This is a genomic window from Reinekea sp. (genome assembly GCF_982785585.1).
Genome location: NZ_CEYAVF010000017.1, coordinates 34,210 through 48,725 on the forward strand (window position 1 = coordinate 34,210; position 14,516 = coordinate 48,725).

Consider the following 14,516-nt stretch of genomic DNA (forward strand, 5'->3'; position numbering starts at 1 on the left):
CTGAGGGGGTTGGCTGAGGCCTGGGGTTTTAATCGCAACAGGCCGCATTGGTTCCAGCTTGCCGGGCGAAGGGCCGGCACGGTTAAACCCCTCGCGAGCGGATACCTCTTGCGCTAACTCAGCTTGCGTAACATTAACCCAGCGCGTTGGCCGATCGGCACCTGTCCATTGGGAAAAACCAGGTATTCAGGTTCATCGCCGACCCGATATTCGTGCTCCCCGTCCTGCCAAATCAATTGACCGGGTAGAAATTCGGCGAAGTTGGCGCTCTCATCGGCCACCAGAAACTGCCACTGCTCGCTGGTGCGTTCAATTTCATGGCATACGCTAAAGCAATCGACCGGCCGCGCCGATCGGTTGGGCAAGGCATCCCCACTGATCAACTTGCGCAACGCCCCGTCAATGCCGCTGAACTGGCTTAGGTCGTTTTCTCCGAAGGGCTTTACCTTGCCCAGCTCAAGGGTAAAGCTCTGCGCCTGCTGGGTGCTCGCGCTGAACGAGCTAAAGGTATTGCCGGCACGTTGCTGCAACAACAGGGTCTGAATATCGGCTTGGTCGAGAAAGGCTTTCTGGCTGTCGGGTATCTTGCGGTCGGCGACGAAGGGGTATAGTGCAAAGCGCGCGCGGGCACTGTCCTTGATAGCGGTGTGGCAGTCATAGTGAAAGCGCTGCGTCACGGTGACCGGCTCTTCGGCATAGAAGTTCGCTACATAGGCTTCCAGCTTGGCCGCACGCTTAACTTCCTTAAGCGTCAGATCCTGGTGTTGCCATTGGCCGCAAAACAGTCGATTCATATTCAGGTCGACAAAGCGCTCGGCGGCGACCATTGACCAGGGGTTAGCGAGAATAAACAGGATCCGCTGACCACACTTCTGCTCTTCGGCTAATAGGTCATCGATAATCCGGCTGATAATTTCGATCGGGGCGGTCTCGTTGCCGTGCACGGCACAGGAAATAACCAGTGAGGTGTCGCACGCGGTATTGGGTTCGAACTTAATCACCCCGGTATCGAGAAAGGTCACCTCGGTGCCGGCCGTTAAAAAGTCGTGTTGGCGGACGTGCGGTGCATCGGCGTTGGCTAGGGTGTGCGAAATAATACTGCTGTGCGTGTCGAACATGCGGACTCCGAAAAATAGTGGCCTGGACTATCGGGGCTGCAAGTGCCCCAACATTCTCTTTTCAATCTGTTTAAAGATGGCCAGTATGCCAAAGGTAATACAGAGGTAGACCAGACCAATGGAAATAAAGGCTTCGAACGGGGCGTAGTAGCGCGCGTAAATATCGCGCGCCGCGCCCAACAGATCTATCAAGGTGACCAGCGAGGCGATCGAGCTGGCATGCAGCATAAAGATCACCTCGTTGCTGTAAGCAGGAATGGCTCGACGAAAGGCGCTCGGCAGTATGATCCGGCGCATTCGCTTGGCCCAGCTCATGCCATAGGCCTTGGCGGCCTCGATCTCACCGCGCGGGGTTGCTTCTATGGCGCCGCGGAAGATTTCGGTGGTGTAAGCGGCGGTGTTCAAGGCAAAAGCGATCAAGGCGGGATAGAAAGCCCCCTCGAAAATCACCCACCAGATAGAGTCCTGGAAACCCTCGATCAGGGTCACACCGTAGTAGATCATATAGAGCTGAATCAATAACGGCGTGCCACGGAATATGTAGGTAAAGAACCAAACGGGCCAATTGATAAAGCGGTTTTTCGAGGTGCGCATAATCGCCAAGGGCACCGCCAATAGGCCGCCTACCAAGAGCGAGAGGAACACCAGCTGAACCGTGGTGACAAGTCCGTCCCAGTAGTGATACCAGGTCTCGGGATTACTGAAAATTGAAATGGCCGATTCAATCATTATCTATCCCCTCTCCAGGCCGGCGCTGTAGCGCACATTCAAATGTTTGAACACCAGATCCGACAGGGCCGATATGGCTAAATAGACCAGGGCCGCCGGCAATAAAAACTTAAAGGGTTGACCGGTGCTCTTCGACGCTTCACTGGCCAAGCGGACCATATCGGCCAGACCAATGACACTGACCAGAGCCGTGGTCTTGAGTAGCACCTGCCAATTGTTGGCCAAACCGGGTATGGCGTGGCGCATCATCTGCGGAAACAAAATCCGCCGAAAGACCTTCATCGAACTCATTCCATAGGCTTTCCCGGCTTCAATCTGGCCCACGTCGACAGCCATAATGGCACCGCGAAAGGTCTCTGACATATAGGCCCCAAAGATAAAGCCGATGGTCAGAACGCCGGAGGTGAATTCGTTAAAGGGCAGGAAGATGTCGATCTGCCCGTCGGACACATTGTAGAGCATATCGAAGAAGGCATTGACCATGATCTGGCCGCCGTAAAACAGCAACATCATCCAGACCAAGTCGGGTACGCCGCGAATCAGGGTGGTGTAAAAGATTGAAACACCCTTGGCCAGTCTATTATTCGACATTCTACCCAAGGCGCCAAATAGGCCGAGAATGAAAGCCAACACCAGCGACAACAGCGCCAGTTCAATGGTTAGAATTGCGCCACCGAAAATACCGGGGCCATAACCTTGAAAGTCAAACATCAATGGTTCTCTCTATAGCGCTCTGCAGACATGAGTATTCCGCTCTGTATTGACTGTTTAGGATCAACAATTAATAGAGAGCGTAACAAAACTGAATAGATTGGGGCTGTAAAAACAGCGCCCCGCGACCTGCTCGTGCAGGAAGGGGGCACAGTCGCTATTACATTTTGATGCTATAGCTGAAATAACGGTACATTATTTCGTCATAGGTACCATCTTGCTTGAGCTTATCCAGTGCCTTGGCAACGGCTGCTTGCAGATCGACATCACGCTTACGGAACGCAGCACCGGCGCCTTCACCGAAGATGCGCACCGGATCTTTCATCATTTCGCCCACCTGAACCACATCAGAACCTTCACCGAGCATTTCCATGCCCACTGGCGCGTCGATAAACATCGCGTCCAAACGGCCGCCTTTGATATCGACGATCATGTCGTCGGCCGTGGTGTAACGGACCACTTCGGCGTCGGTAACAAATTCAGTCACGTAGGTGTCTTGCACTGTTGCACGCTGCACACCGACACGCTTACCGGCTGAGTTGGTTGGGTCAAAGTTGGTCGATGAGAAGAAGGCCGACGGTGTGGTGTAATAGCCCGGCGTAAACAGGACGCGCTTCTGGCGCTCGGCGTTGATCGACATAGAAGAGAAGATCATGTCGTATTTACGGGCTAGCAGGCCAGGAATAATGCCGTCCCATGCTTGGATAATCCAATCACATGCCTTACCGGTCACTTCCATACAGACCTTGTCGCCCAGCTCAATTTCAAAACCGGTCAGGCTGCCGTCCGGTGCCTTATATTCAAACGGTGGATAAGGCGCATCGACACCGACTCGAATGGAGTCCCAATCTTTTGCGTCAACGGCTGAAACAACAGCCAATACAGTTGCCAGGGCTAAAAGCGTTTTTTTCATTGTGTGTGCTCCGTCATTATGTGTCTGAGTCGAGCCTTAGGGCTCTGTTCTTTTTTGTGTAAACCGGATAGATCGGGGTACTGCATCGGCCTGGCCAAAAGAGGCCAGACCTTCTTTTTTTCACTCTACCACTAACCGCTAGTATTTGGGTGAAAGAAACTGTTTCATACGCTCGGAACTGGGGTTGGCAAAGACGTCTTGCGGGTTACCCTGCTCCTCGATACGCCCCTCATGCAGATAGACTACATGGTTGGAGACGTCCCGAGCGAAGGACATCTCATGGGTCACGACGATCATGGTACGGCCTTCTTCAGCTAGGCCGCGCATCACCTTGAGGACTTCACCGACCAATTCTGGGTCGAGTGCCGAGGTCGGCTCATCGAACAACATAACCGTTGGGTTCATCGCCAAGGCGCGGGCGATGGCGGCACGTTGTTGCTGGCCACCAGACAGATGGGCGGGATAATAGTCCCGGCGATCGAATAGACCGACTCGGTTTAAGTGCTCCTCCGCCCGCTCAATAGCCTCGGCCTTGCTGATGCCGAGAACATTGATCGGCGCTTCAATAATATTTTCCATCACGGTCATATGCGACCAGAGGTTAAAGCTTTGGAACACCATGGCCAGCCGAGCCCGAATCTGCTCGACTTGGCGAATATTGGCCGGCACACGCAATCCGCGCTTATCGGTTTTGAACTCGATCGTCTCGCCGTGTACCTGAATATCGCCCGACGTGGGCACTTCGAGTAGATTGATGCAGCGCAAAAAGGTCGACTTACCCGAGCCCGAAGAGCCTATCAGTGAGATCACGTCCCCTTTGTGAGCGCGCATCGAGATACCCTTAAGCACCTCATGGTCACCGAACTGTTTGTGGATGTCGGTCGTCACTAACGCCGGGGCGTCTACTGCCATGGGGCTTTCCTCTTTATGCCTAAGATCAGCCCGGGTAAGGGAAACTTAGTCTTTAGGGCTGTTATTGTTTTTCTATCAGTCATTCTGACCAATCTTAGCATGAATTGTAAACCACAATATCACCCGGCATTTTTGCCTGTGCGACATCTGATGCTGTTGTTTAGGTCATTTGAGCTCGGCACCATGAACCCTGCAACGGTTCCCCGTGCCACGTCATAACGATACGCAGGGGTATAAAAAAGCTGCGCGCTTGGACAAAATATTCAGTTGGATCCATTTCACATCTTGCCCTCCGGATTCGCCTGCACTATTGTGTTCGCACTCAGCCGGCAAACTGCAATACAGTCTTGCCAAATAAAAAAAGAGGCGCGTATCACGCTTTTACGCAAGCCTTAAACTCAATGATGTCGCTTCTGCATAAATTGCAGACGACTCAAAGGAGCACTCTACTGATGAACAAAAGCATATCTCTATTCGCCACCGCAACCCTAGCTGCGACCCTTGCAGCTGGCGCTATGGCCGCACCGAAAACCTTTGTGTATTGCTCTGAGGCGAGCCCCGAAGGTTTCAACCCGGCATTTTACTCCTCCGGCACCACCTTTGATGCCTCCTCACGGACCCTCTTCAACCGTCTGGTAGAGTTCGAGCGGGGCGCCACCAATATCGTGCCGGGCCTGGCCGAGAGCTGGACCGTGTCAGACGATGGCAAAACCTATACCTTTAATCTGCGCAAGGGTGTGAAATTCCACCAACGCAATGATTTCCGTGCCTCGCGTGACTTTAACGCCGACGACGTGCTGTTCAGCATCAACCGTCAGCTGAAGGAGAGCCACCCGTACCATGCTGTCAGCGGTAAGTCATATGCCTACTTCGGCTACATGGATATGGCCAACATCATCGCCTCGGTCGAAAAACTGAATGACTATTCAGTGCGCTTTAATCTGAATTCAGCCGATGCAACCTTCCTGGCCAACATGGCGATGGATTTTGCGTCCATTAACTCGTCTGAATACGCCGATGCCATGATGTCAGCCGGAACACCTGAACAGTTCGATAAGACGCCCATCGGCACTGGCCCGTTCATCCTGGCGCAGTATAAGAAAGATTCGGTCATCCGGTATGTTGCCCACAACGCCTATTGGGAAGGTAAGTCTGCTCTGGATCGCCTGGTGTTCTCCATCACCCCAGACGCCAGCGTACGCTATGCCAAGTTGCAGAAAGGCGAGTGTCATATGATGCCGTACCCGAATCCGGCTGACGTAGCGGCGATGAAGCAAGACAGCGACATCACGGTATTGGAGTCCAATGGTCTTAACGTCGGTTACTTGGCGTTTAACGTCCAAAAAGCCCCATTCGACAACCAATTAGTGCGTCAGGCATTGAACATGGCAACTAACAAAGAAGCCATCTTAGAAGCGGTTTATCAGGGTGCCGGTGCGGTTGCCAAGAACCCAATTCCACCAACTATGTGGTCTTACAACGACAACGTTGTTGACTACGCTTACGATCCATTAGAGGCCAAGGCTTTGTTAAGCGAAGCGGGCTTCCCGAACGGTTTTGAAACCGACATTTGGGCTATGCCAGTGCAGCGTCCATACAATCCGAATGCCCGTCGAATGGCGGAAATGATGCAGGAAGATTGGGCCAAAATCGGTGTGACGGCTAATATCGTCTCATACGAATGGGCTGAGTACCTAGAGCGCACTAAGAAGGGTGAGCACCAGACGGCCATGTTGGGCTGGACGGGCGACAATGGTGATCCGGATAACTTCCTTTATGTACTCTTAGGCTGTGATTCCGGCGGTGGTAACATCGCGTCCTGGTGCAACCAGGAATTCCAGGGTTTGATCGAAGAAGCCAAGGTCACTGCAGACATCGCTGTCCGCACCTCGCTCTATGAAGAAGCTCAGGTTATCTTCAAGGAAGACGCGCCATGGATCACTGTTGCCCACTCGGTGGTATTTGAACCGATGCGCAAAGAAGTCACCGGTTACAAGATGAGCCCATTCGGTGCTCACGATTTCTACAGTGTTGATCTAGCCGAGTAACCATCCGGCTTTGCTCTATAGCAAACTAAACGGCGCCTGCAGACTGTCTGCCGGCGTCGTCTTTTTTCCGTTCAGGATCTCTCATGTTTCAATTTATTCTCCGTCGCTTGACCATGGTCATTCCAACCTTTGTTGGCGTCTCCATACTCACTTTTTCGCTTATCCACATGATTCCAGGCAATCCCGTTACGGTAATGGGTGGCGAACGTGGATTTTCGGCTGAACAGACCGCCGAGATCACCGCCATGCTGGGCTTGGATAAGCCGCTTTGGCAACAGTATTTTGTCTACGTTGGCAATGTCTTGCAGGGTAATTTAGGCACTTCCTTTATCACCCGCGAACCGGTCTTGGATGAGTTTTTAACCCTCTTCCCGGCCACAATCGAACTATCATTCTTTGCCGCCCTATTTGCCCTATCGATCGGCTTGCCGCTGGGCATTATCGCAGCCACCAAACGCGGCAGTTTCTTCGATCACAGCGTAATGACCATCTCATTGACCGGCTATTCGATGCCGATCTTTTGGTGGGGCCTGCTGTTAATACTCTTGGTCTCGATCAACCTCGACCTGACCCCTGTCGCGGGTCGCATCGATGTGCTCTATTGGGTCGATGAGGTGACCGGTTTTATGCTGATCGACGCTTGGTTGTCGGGTGAAGCAGGCGCGGTGAAATCTGCCGCAGCGCACCTGGTGCTGCCCAGTATCGTCTTGGGCACCATCCCGATGGCGGTGATCGCTCGGATGACCCGATCCTCCATGCTCGAAGTGCTCGGCGAGGACTATATTCGCACCGCCCGTGCCAAAGGCCTGTCGCCCTTTCGGGTCACCATGAAGCACGCCTTGCGCAATGCCTTGATTCCGGTCGTGACCGTGATCGGGCTGCAGGTTGGTACCCTGCTCAGTGGTGCCATCCTAACCGAGACCATCTTTGCCTGGCCCGGCATCGGCAAATGGTTAATCGAGGCGATCGGCCGGCGCGACTATCCAGTGGTTCAAGGCGGTCTGTTGATGATTGCGAGCATCGTGATTGTCGTCAATCTGTTGGTCGACCTGACCTATGGCATCATCAATCCACGTGTACGACACAGCAAATAGGAGTCGTCATGACACAGGCTGATCCAACCACCACAGTCCCACACCAATCGGTATCGACCGCCCCGGCGCCGCGTGCGCCATGGGCCGAGTTCTGGTTCTACTTCAAACAAAATAAGGGCGCCGTGATCGGCTTCGCCTATATCTGCTTTGTGGTCTCGATTGCCCTGCTGGCCGATCTGCTGGCACCGCACTCTTCCACCGAACAGTTTCGCGACTTTATTCTTACCCCGCCGGCCTTTTCCGACGGCGGCCAGATGCAATTTCTGCTCGGCACCGATGGGGTTGGGCGCGATATATTGTCTCGGCTAATGCACGGCGCTCGTCTCTCGCTCTTTATCGGCCTGGTGATTGTCAGCATCTCACTGGTACTCGGCATCTGCTTTGGCCTCATCGCGGGTTACTTCGGCGGCCTGCTCGATACCACTATTATGCGCCTGAGCGATATACTGCAATCCTTGCCGGCCCTGCTGCTGGCGATTGCGGTGGTAGCGGTACTCGGACCGAGCATCGTCAATGCTGCTCTGGCCTTGTCCTTGGTCTATTTACCGCACTATGTCCGCCTGACCCGGGCGTCGGTCTTGGCCGAGCGGCATCGCGACTATGTCGTCGCCTCCAGCGTCGCCGGCGCCAGTGCATGGCGTCTGATGTTTATTACCATCCTACCCAATTGCTTGGCCCCGCTGATCGTGCAGGCCACCCTAGGCTTTTCCAATGCCATCTTGGATATGGCCGCACTCGGTTTTCTCGGCCTGGGCGCCCAACCGCCGCTACCGGAATGGGGCACTATGCTCGCCACCGCGCGGGAATTTATTCAGAGTGCTTGGTGGGTGGTGACCTTCCCAGGCTTGGCCATCCTGACCACGGTGTTGGCCTTTAATCTAATGGGTGATGGCTTGCGTGATGCCCTCGACCCCAAACTGAAACAATAGGCTGCCGTATGAGTTTGTTATCTGTACAAGAATTATCGGTTACCTTCGGCACCAAAGAGCGCCCCTTTCGGGCCGTCGATCGACTCAGTTACACCGTGGAAGCGGGCGAAGTGCTGGGTATTGTTGGCGAGTCTGGCTCGGGCAAGTCGGTTAGCTCTTTAGCGCTGATGGGTCTGATCGACTTCCCCGGCAAGGTGTCGGCGCAACAGCTTGAGTTTGAAGGCCAAGATTTGAGCGCGATGTCCGATCGGGCCCGACGCAAGATAACCGGCGATCAGATCGCGATGATCTTTCAGGACCCGATGACCGCGCTCAACCCCTGTTTTACCGTCGGCAACCAAATTATGGAAGCCATCGCAGTACACCAGGGTGGCTCTAAGAAGGAACGTCGGCTCAAGACCATCGAATTGCTGCGCCAGGTCGGCATACCGGCGCCGGAATCGCGCATTGGCTCCTATCCGCATCAGCTCTCAGGTGGCATGAGTCAACGCGTTATGATTGCCATGGCGATCGCCTGCGATCCCAAGCTGTTGATCGCCGATGAACCGACCACGGCGCTCGATGTTACCATTCAGGCCCAAATCATCGACCTGTTGCTCGAACTGCAGCGCAAAAAAAATATGGGTCTGATCCTGATTACCCACGATCTGGCGCTGGTCGCCGAATCGGCCGATCGCGTGGTGGTACTCTACGCTGGCCAAGTGGTGGAGATGGGGCCAGCCAGTGAGGTGTTTCGCAATCCGCAACATCCTTACACCGAAGCGCTGATGAAATCGTTGCCCGAATCCGGCAAAGGCCAGGCCCGGCTCAATGCCTTGGCGGGCGTCGTGCCCGGTGCGAATGATCGACCCAATGGCTGCCTATTAAATCCGCGCTGCCCCTATGCTATGGATCGCTGCCGGACAGAAGAGCCGGAATTGATTACCAGCCAAAACCATGCCGTGCGCTGTTTTATCCCGCTCGGCGCAACCCCAGAGGTGGCCCAATGACCGACCGTGAACAGGGTCCTGTGCTGGCCGGTAAGGGCCTGAAACAACATTATGAAATCAGTCTTGGCGCCTTTAAAGCCAAGGGCATCGTAAAGGCCGTCGATGGCGTCGATTTCAGCGTTCAGGCCGGCAAAACCCTGGCCGTGGTCGGTGAGTCCGGCTGCGGCAAGTCAAGCCTGGCGCGCCAACTGACCCTAATCGAAAGTCCGACGGCCGGCACCCTGACCTTCGACGGTCAGGATATTCTCAGCCTAAGCCCGGCGGAGAAGCGCTTGGCTCGGCAACGTATCCAGATTATCTTCCAGAACCCCTATGGCTCGCTCAATCCGCGCAAAAAGGTTGGCCAGATCCTCGAAGAGCCACTGGTGATCAATACCAATGTCGGCGCCGCCGAACGCAAGGAACGGGCGCTGTCTTTGTTGGCCAAGGTTGGCTTGAAGGCCGAGCATTACGATCGCTACCCGCATATGTTTTCCGGCGGTCAGCGCCAACGGATCGCTATTGCGCGCGGCCTGATGATGAATCCGCGGGTCGTGGTGGCCGATGAGCCGGTGTCGGCCTTGGATGTCTCGGTCCAGGCGCAGGTGTTAAATCTGATGATGGACCTGCAGCAGGAATTTGGTCTGGCCTATGTCTTTATTTCCCACGATCTCAGTGTGGTCGAACACATAGCCGATGATGTGCTGGTGATGTATCTGGGTAAGGTGGTGGAAAGTGGCACCACCGAACAGATTTTTAACCGGCCTCAGCATCCCTATACCCGCGCCCTGCTCTCGTCGACACCGCGTATCGATCCGGCCAATCGGATTGAGAAGATCCGTCTGCCGGGTGAGCTACCGTCGCCGTTGAATCCGCCGTCTGGCTGCGCCTTTCACGGCCGCTGCCAATACGCCAACGCCCGTTGTCAAAACGAAACGCCAGCCTTAGATCAAGCCGGGCACGATAGCGCCGTCGCCTGTTTCGCGGTCGAGGAACAACGTTTGGACTATCTAACAAACCGCGCAGGTTTAACCGAATAGGACAAGGGGTTGGCGAACAGGAAGGGGGCTGAGCGGGCCACCAGCCGGTCTTCGACCGGCGGTAGCTGGGATCTTAGGGCTCTTGTTTGTTATGCTTCACTTCGGGCATACGCAGCTCTTGAGCGAGCTGATCGAGCACACCGTTGACAAAACGGTGTGCTTCGTTGGCGCCGAAGATCTTTGATAGCTCGACACCCTCATTGATCACCACCTTGTAGGGCACATCGATGCGATGGATCAGTTCATAGGTACCGATGCGCAGAATGGCCAATTCGATCGGCGTCATCTGGCTGTTGGTACGGTCGGTATACTTGCCGATTAGATCGTCAAATTCCGATTTAAACTTGGGTACGCCGCGCAACAACTCACAAAAATACTCTTTATCGACCTTGGTCATATCGTTGTCGGTTAAAAACTCCGCTTCGATCTGGGTCACTGGCGTTTCCGCGACCTGCCATTGATACAGCGCCTGGATCGCCAGTCGGCGCGCCTTGCGACGCTGTCCGGGGTTGGCTTTTTGCTGCGTCATTCTGCTGCCTCTCCCGTACCGATCTGGGTCAGGAGGTTAACCATTTCGATGGCCACCAACGCTGATTCCGCACCCTTATTGCCGGCTTTGGTACCACTGCGCTCAATAGCCTGTTCAATCGAGTCAACAGTCAGCACACCAAATACCACGGGAATGTCGAAGGTCAGGGCTACGCTGTTTAAGCCACCAGCCGCTTCGCCGGCAACATATTCAAAATGGGGTGTCCCACCTCGAATCACGGCACCCAGAGCGATCAGGGCGTCGTACTGACCGGTATCGGCCAAACGCTGGCAAACCAGCGGCAATTCATAGGCACCGGGGACCTTGATCACGGTGATCTGTTCGTCGCTGATACCATGACGCTTCAATGCATCGATAGCACCGGACTGCAGATGATCGACCACAAAGCTGTTCCAGCGTGTGACCACTATGGCGTAGCGGCCCTGATTGGCCGAGAAATCACCTTCAATTGTATTAATAGTCATAAATAATCCTGTGCGTTTTGTGCGAACCTGCCCGCTCGGTGCCGGCAGCGCTGCCTACTTAAGTGGGTTCAACAAATTCGACGACTTCCAGATCAAAGCCTGAAATGCCCCCGAAACGAATCGGCGAACTCAATAGGCGCATTTTCTGAATGCCCAGCTCGCGCAATATCTGCGAACCGGTGCCAATGAAATTGTAGGTGCCGTACTTGTCGATATTGGGATTTTTAGCGCGTTTGTTATTGCCTGACAGCAGTGCCAATTCAGTTTCGACATCGAGTGACTGCTCCACATCAAGCAAGACCACTACGCCGGAACCGGCTTCGGCCACAGCCTGCATGGCCGCTTCAAGGGTCCAGCTCTTGCGTTCGGCGCCAGTGACACCAAGCAGATCCTTTAGGGTCGAGGTAACGTGCACGCGCACCAGAGTTGACTCTTCTGCGGTAAAGGGCTCGCCCTTGGTCAACGCTAGGTGGGTGCCACCGGTGATATTGTCGCGATAGACCCGTACATCGAAGTCACCAGCCTTGGTCGGTAAGCACTGCACCTCAACCTGTTCAATGGTGCGTTCGTTCAAGATGCGGTAATGGATCAGGTCGGCGATGGTGCCGATCTTCAAGCCATGCAGCTCGGCAAAGACCTTCAAATCGGGCAGTCGGGCCATCGTGCCGTCGTCATTCATGATTTCGACAATGGCGGCAGCCGGCATCAGGCCGGCCATCCGGGCCAGATCACAGCCCGCTTCGGTATGGCCGGCACGGCTCAACACGCCACCGGGCTGGGCCCGCAATGGAAAGATATGGCCCGGCTGTACAATATCGTCGGGTGACGATAGAGGGTCGACGGCGACTCGAATAGTGCGTGCTCGATCGGCCGCTGAAATGCCGGTCGTGACGCCTTCACTGGCTTCGATCGACACCGTAAAGGGGGTGCCATGGGCCGCCTGATTACTCGGTACCATGGGTGGCAGACCTAGAAACTCACAGCGTTCACCGGTCAGCGTCAGGCAGATCAGCCCACGTGCCTTGGAGGCCATGAAGTTGATGATTTCCGGGGTCACCTTCTCGGCGGCGACAATCAAATCACCCTCATTTTCTCGGTCTTCATCGTCTAACAAAACCACCATTTTGCCCTGGCGGATATCTTCGATAATTTCCTCGGTACTGTTTAACGACACGGATTCTACCTTTACCAGATGGGGTTTCGACGGGCCACCGCGGCCAATCGGATACTGTTTATGAAAACTGTGCGGATTATGGAGCTAATTGGTGCAAATTCAAGCAAAAACGGGCTAATTAGCCCGCTAATCGTGAATTGGCCGTAAGCGCATCCGAACATCCTGGCCGATCATGCGCCTATCGAGCACCGAGAAGCGCACGCCATCGGCCAGGCTGTGCCATTGATTGGCCAGCATCGGGCGCGTTTGCGCGCCGAGAAATAGGGGTGCCTGATAGAGCATCACTTCATCGGTGTTGCCCGACCCGATCAGGGCACCGGCCAGGGTTGCTCCAGCCTCAACCCAAAGCTGATTGAGCTGCTCGTGCCCGGCCCAGTCGAGCAGTGCATTCAAATCGATACGGTTGTCGACTAGGGGCAACCCCACGGGGCGATAGCCCGCCTGTTGCAGCGCGGCAACCCGTTCGGCCGCCAGATGCTCGCCATGCAACACCAGGGTTGTGCCGGGCATACGCAAGAGTTGCGCATCGAGCGGAATTCGGCCGTGGCTGTCGAGCACCAGACGCAGCGGTTGGCGACTGCAGTCGGGCAAGCGCACGGTCAGCGCCGGGTCATCGGCAAGCACCGTATCGACACCGGTCAAGATAGCGCAGGACTGGGCGCGCCAGCGCTGCACATCGGCGCGCGCCTCAGGTCCGGTAATCCATTGACTCTCGCCACTGGCCATGGCGGTTGCACCATCTAAGCTGGCGGCCAGTTTGACGATCACGCGCGGCCGGCCAGTGCGCATGCGCTTGAGGAAACCCAGATTTAACTGCTCTGCCGCGCTGGCCAAAACACCGTGTTCGGTGGCAATGCCCGCGGCACGCAACGCCGCCAAACCTTTGCCGGCAACTTGCGGATTCGGGTCCACCAGGGCACAGACTACGCGCGCCACGCCGGCGGCAATCAGGGCATCGGCACAAGGTGGGGTTTTGCCCTGATGGCTACAGGGTTCGAGCGTGACGTACGCGGTCGCGCCGGTCGCCGCCGACCCGGCTTGCAGCAGCGCATGCACTTCGGCGTGCGGGCCACCGGCACGCTGATGGTAGCCGGCGCCGATCAGCTGATCGTCTTTCACGATCACACAGCCGACATTCGGGTTGGGCGTGGTGGTGGTGCGCCCCTGTTCGGCCAGCTTGAGGGCCTCGGCCATCCAGAAGGCATCGCGGGCGGGCAATGGCTCGCTCAATCGTCTTTCTCCAGTCGATCGATTTCACTGCGAAACTCGTTGAGATCCTGAAAGCTGCGATACACCGACGCGAAGCGCACGTAGGCGACGGGGTCGAGCAGGCGCAGCTCCGCCATAACAAATTCACCCAGCTGGCGCGAGGGCAATTCCCGCTCACCGGTGCCGCGCAGCGTCTGCTTAATGCGGGTCAAGGCCGCTTCGATAGCTTCGACCGAAACCGGACGTTTTTCCAGCGAGCGCAGGAGACCGGAACGTAACTTGTTTTCATCGAAGGGTTCGCGATTACCGTTCTGTTTAATCACGCGCGGCATCACCAGCTCGGCGGTTTCATAGGTGGTATACCGTTCTCCGCAGCTATTACACTCTCGACGACGGCGCACCTGCTCGCCTTCAGCGACCAGGCGCGAGTCGATGACCTTGGTGTCATGGGCGTTACAGAAGGGGCAATGCATAATGGGAACCCTAGCGCTATTTACAGGGGCTTAGTGTAATGCGAAAAGGCTGGCAAAGATAATAGCCAAACTGCGTTTGAACCTTGAACATTGCCATGATAAACACTTGACTTTAGGGCCGCACCGGTAAAACAAAGGGTCAACAGGTTTCGGTTATGCACATTTTCGCTTCGTTCGGCAAAAG

Annotated in this window: 15 protein-coding genes; 5 read left to right on the forward strand and 10 right to left on the reverse strand. The window is 55.4% G+C overall.

Going from position 1 to position 14,516, the window contains the following annotated elements; translation table 11 throughout:
* Positions 1-113: 113 nt before the first annotated feature.
* From astE to AC4FIC_RS08490, 5 genes are all read right to left on the reverse strand, one after another.
* Entirely contained in the window at positions 114-1,118 is a 1,005-nt protein-coding gene (gene astE / locus AC4FIC_RS08470) for a succinylglutamate desuccinylase (protein WP_100258307.1), read from the reverse strand.
* Positions 1,119-1,145: 27 nt separating this feature from the next.
* Positions 1,146-1,847: an ABC transporter permease gene (locus AC4FIC_RS08475; protein ID WP_100258308.1), complete on the reverse strand. Its 702-nt coding sequence runs from the start codon at positions 1,845-1,847 to the stop codon at positions 1,146-1,148.
* 3 nt (positions 1,848-1,850) lie between these two features.
* Positions 1,851-2,558 carry an ABC transporter permease gene (locus tag AC4FIC_RS08480; RefSeq protein ID WP_100258309.1) on the reverse strand — a complete coding sequence of 236 codons (708 nt, stop codon included), beginning with the start codon at positions 2,556-2,558 and terminating at the stop codon, positions 1,851-1,853.
* Between the two features lie 160 nt (positions 2,559-2,718).
* Positions 2,719-3,471, reverse strand: a complete 753-nt coding sequence (locus AC4FIC_RS08485) for a transporter substrate-binding domain-containing protein (protein ID WP_100258310.1) — start codon at positions 3,469-3,471, stop codon at positions 2,719-2,721.
* Positions 3,472-3,609: 138 nt separating this feature from the next.
* Positions 3,610-4,383: an ABC transporter ATP-binding protein gene (locus tag AC4FIC_RS08490; RefSeq protein WP_100258311.1), complete on the reverse strand. Its 774-nt coding sequence runs from the start codon at positions 4,381-4,383 to the stop codon at positions 3,610-3,612.
* 452 nt (positions 4,384-4,835) lie between these two features.
* Here AC4FIC_RS08490 and AC4FIC_RS08495 point away from each other — a divergent pair, with 452 nt between their 5' ends.
* The 5 genes from AC4FIC_RS08495 (at position 4,836) to AC4FIC_RS08515 (ending at position 10,462) form a co-directional block, all read left to right on the forward strand.
* Entirely contained in the window at positions 4,836-6,431 is a 1,596-nt protein-coding gene (locus AC4FIC_RS08495; protein WP_287439167.1) for an ABC transporter substrate-binding protein, read from the forward strand.
* Positions 6,432-6,514: 83 nt separating this feature from the next.
* Entirely contained in the window at positions 6,515-7,525 is a 1,011-nt protein-coding gene (locus tag AC4FIC_RS08500; RefSeq protein ID WP_100258313.1) for an ABC transporter permease subunit, read from the forward strand.
* Positions 7,526-7,533: 8 nt separating this feature from the next.
* Entirely contained in the window at positions 7,534-8,454 is a 921-nt protein-coding gene (dppC, locus tag AC4FIC_RS08505) for a dipeptide ABC transporter permease DppC (protein ID WP_100258314.1), read from the forward strand.
* An 8-nt stretch (positions 8,455-8,462) separates the two neighbouring features.
* Positions 8,463-9,443, forward strand: coding sequence for a dipeptide ABC transporter ATP-binding protein (gene dppD / locus AC4FIC_RS08510; protein WP_100258315.1), 981 nt, complete (start codon positions 8,463-8,465; stop codon positions 9,441-9,443).
* On the forward strand, positions 9,440-10,462 hold the full coding sequence (locus tag AC4FIC_RS08515; protein WP_273286250.1) for a peptide ABC transporter ATP-binding protein: 1,023 nt from the start codon (positions 9,440-9,442) through the stop codon (positions 10,460-10,462). Before dppD ends, AC4FIC_RS08515 begins: the two co-directional genes overlap by 4 nt.
* A 73-nt stretch (positions 10,463-10,535) precedes the next feature.
* Here AC4FIC_RS08515 and nusB read toward each other — a convergent pair whose 3' ends face one another.
* The 5 genes from nusB to nrdR all read right to left on the reverse strand — a co-directional run bounded on the left by nusB (position 10,536) and on the right by nrdR (position 14,332).
* Positions 10,536-10,991, reverse strand: a complete 456-nt coding sequence (nusB, locus tag AC4FIC_RS08520; protein WP_100258317.1) for a transcription antitermination factor NusB — start codon at positions 10,989-10,991, stop codon at positions 10,536-10,538.
* On the reverse strand, positions 10,988-11,476 hold the full coding sequence (gene ribH / locus AC4FIC_RS08525; protein ID WP_100258318.1) for a 6,7-dimethyl-8-ribityllumazine synthase: 489 nt from the start codon (positions 11,474-11,476) through the stop codon (positions 10,988-10,990). The genes nusB and ribH overlap by 4 nt, the downstream gene beginning before the upstream one ends.
* Before the next feature lie 58 nt (positions 11,477-11,534).
* Positions 11,535-12,650, reverse strand: a complete 1,116-nt coding sequence (gene ribBA / locus AC4FIC_RS08530; protein WP_287420777.1) for a bifunctional 3,4-dihydroxy-2-butanone-4-phosphate synthase/GTP cyclohydrolase II — start codon at positions 12,648-12,650, stop codon at positions 11,535-11,537.
* A gap of 126 nt (positions 12,651-12,776) precedes the next feature.
* Entirely contained in the window at positions 12,777-13,880 is a 1,104-nt protein-coding gene (gene ribD, locus AC4FIC_RS08535) for a bifunctional diaminohydroxyphosphoribosylaminopyrimidine deaminase/5-amino-6-(5-phosphoribosylamino)uracil reductase RibD (protein ID WP_227003702.1), read from the reverse strand.
* Positions 13,877-14,332, reverse strand: a complete 456-nt coding sequence (gene nrdR / locus AC4FIC_RS08540) for a transcriptional regulator NrdR (protein WP_100258320.1) — start codon at positions 14,330-14,332, stop codon at positions 13,877-13,879. Before nrdR ends, ribD begins: the two co-directional genes overlap by 4 nt.
* Positions 14,333-14,516: the final 184 nt, after the last annotated feature.

What these genes read in the sequence shown, in the direction of transcription:
- ribH (WP_100258318.1), bottom strand. Translation starts at nt 11,476, where the DNA reads ATGACTATTAATACAATTGAAGGTGATTTCTCGGCCAATCAGGGCCGC.
- nusB (WP_100258317.1), bottom strand. Translation starts at nt 10,991, where the DNA reads ATGACGCAGCAAAAAGCCAACCCCGGACAGCGTCGCAAGGCGCGCCGA.
- AC4FIC_RS08515 (WP_273286250.1), top strand. Translation starts at nt 9,440, where the DNA reads ATGACCGACCGTGAACAGGGTCCTGTGCTGGCCGGTAAGGGCCTGAAA.
- dppC (WP_100258314.1), top strand. Translation starts at nt 7,534, where the DNA reads ATGACACAGGCTGATCCAACCACCACAGTCCCACACCAATCGGTATCG.
- nrdR (WP_100258320.1), bottom strand. Translation starts at nt 14,332, where the DNA reads ATGCATTGCCCCTTCTGTAACGCCCATGACACCAAGGTCATCGACTCG.
- AC4FIC_RS08490 (WP_100258311.1), bottom strand. Translation starts at nt 4,383, where the DNA reads ATGGCAGTAGACGCCCCGGCGTTAGTGACGACCGACATCCACAAACAG.
- astE (WP_100258307.1), bottom strand. Translation starts at nt 1,118, where the DNA reads ATGTTCGACACGCACAGCAGTATTATTTCGCACACCCTAGCCAACGCC.
- AC4FIC_RS08495 (WP_287439167.1), top strand. Translation starts at nt 4,836, where the DNA reads ATGAACAAAAGCATATCTCTATTCGCCACCGCAACCCTAGCTGCGACC.
- AC4FIC_RS08480 (WP_100258309.1), bottom strand. Translation starts at nt 2,558, where the DNA reads ATGTTTGACTTTCAAGGTTATGGCCCCGGTATTTTCGGTGGCGCAATT.
- AC4FIC_RS08500 (WP_100258313.1), top strand. Translation starts at nt 6,515, where the DNA reads ATGTTTCAATTTATTCTCCGTCGCTTGACCATGGTCATTCCAACCTTT.
- AC4FIC_RS08475 (WP_100258308.1), bottom strand. Translation starts at nt 1,847, where the DNA reads ATGATTGAATCGGCCATTTCAATTTTCAGTAATCCCGAGACCTGGTAT.
- dppD (WP_100258315.1), top strand. Translation starts at nt 8,463, where the DNA reads ATGAGTTTGTTATCTGTACAAGAATTATCGGTTACCTTCGGCACCAAA.
- AC4FIC_RS08485 (WP_100258310.1), bottom strand. Translation starts at nt 3,471, where the DNA reads ATGAAAAAAACGCTTTTAGCCCTGGCAACTGTATTGGCTGTTGTTTCA.